Raw genomic sequence first — 1434 nt, forward strand, 5'->3', positions numbered from 1 at the left:
CTAGCACTACTTTGGCAGGTTGAGGGAACCCATCCGGTTATGGCGGCTTCGCATGCCACGGCGATAGACGTGGGTGATCGCGATGTCGGCTGCGGTCGGATGGCGTGATGATCTGGATCGATGGCTGCAGCCGTTCCTGGCTGGTCTGTCGCATCCGGCACGCCGGGCGATGTGCCCACTCTACGTGGCCGGGCTCATCGGCCTGGGTGATCGCAAGAGTGTCCAGCCGATGGCGGCCCGGGCCGATGGAGTTTCCTACGACCGGCTGCACCACTTCATCGCGGCTGGGATCTGGGATGAGGCTCCTCTGCAGCAGGCGCTGCTCGGCGAGGCCGACCGTCTTGTCGGCGGTGTGGATGCGATCCTGGTCGTCGACGACACCGCGTTGCCGAAGAAGGGCAATCGCTCGGTCGGGGTGGCACCGCAATACGCCACGACGCTGGGCAAGACCGCCAACTGCCAGACGTTGGTGTCGCTGACGTTGGCGCGCGGCGAGGTGCCGGTGGCGGTCGGCCTGGCGCTGTTCCTGCCCGAGACCTGGACGAGCGACCCGTACCGGATGACCAGGGCCGGTGTCCCTGAGGACCGGCGCGAAGCCCGCACCAAGCTGGAGATCGCCGTCGCGGAGATCGACCGGGTTCGGGAGGGGGGCGTGCGCTTCCGCTGCGTGCTGGCCGATGCGGGTTATGGGTCTGCCCCGTTCCGGCAGGCCCTGAGCGCGCGTGGCCTGACCTGGGCTGTCGGGATCTCGGGGCGCAGCAAGGTCTATCCGGCCGACGTGACGATGATCTTCCCCGTCGCGGGGCGCGGACGACCGCGCAAGCGTCACGTGCCGGATCAGGTCTCGGTCGCAGCCGAGACGATCCTGGCAGACATGACCGGCCGGGTGGTGACCTGGCGGCACGGCACCAAGGGTCGGCTGCGGGGCCGCTTCTGCGCGTTGCGCGTCCGGATGGCCGATGGTCCCACCCAGCGGATCGGCACAAAAGGTAATCAGCACCTGCCGGGAGACGAGGTCTGGCTGGTGCGCGAGGAGCGCGGCTCGGGCGAGCGCAAATACTACCTCACGAACCTCCCCGCCGACGCGACCCTCAAGCAGCTGGCCGCAACGATCAAGGCGCGCTGGATCTGCGAGCAGGCGCACCAGCAGATGAAAGAGGAACTCGGCCTCGACCACTTCGAGGGCCGCTCCTGGACTGGGCTGCATCGCCACGCGCTGATGACGATGATGGCCTACGCCTTCCTCCAATCCCGGCGCCTCGCAGCGACGGGGCGGAAAAAAAAGAATCGCCTGCCCACCGCCCCAGCCCTCGATGCCGGCCATCCGCCAAGCCATCCTCGACCATCTCAGCCGGCCATCGCCGCAGCGGTGCCCGCATTGTGATGCCGCCCTCAACCAGCCACCTTAAGAGCAACCTGCCAAAGTAGTGCTAG

General features: G+C 67.6%; 1 protein-coding gene. It reads left to right on the plus strand.

From position 1 onward, the window contains the following. Nucleotides 1–82: 82 nt before the first annotated feature. On the plus strand, nucleotides 83–1384 hold the full coding sequence (locus tag FF100_RS36775; protein WP_139040926.1) for an IS701 family transposase: 1302 nt from the start codon (nucleotides 83–85) through the stop codon (nucleotides 1382–1384). Nucleotides 1385–1434: the final 50 nt, after the last annotated feature.

It is taken from the genome of Methylobacterium terricola, from assembly GCF_006151805.1.
Taxonomy (GTDB): domain Bacteria; phylum Pseudomonadota; class Alphaproteobacteria; order Rhizobiales; family Beijerinckiaceae; genus Methylobacterium; species Methylobacterium terricola.

Bases quoted from the DNA above. Each gene is read 5' to 3' on its own strand.
- FF100_RS36775 (WP_139040926.1), top strand. From the start codon at position 83: ATGTCGGCTGCGGTCGGATGGCGTGATGATCTGGATCGATGGCTGCAG.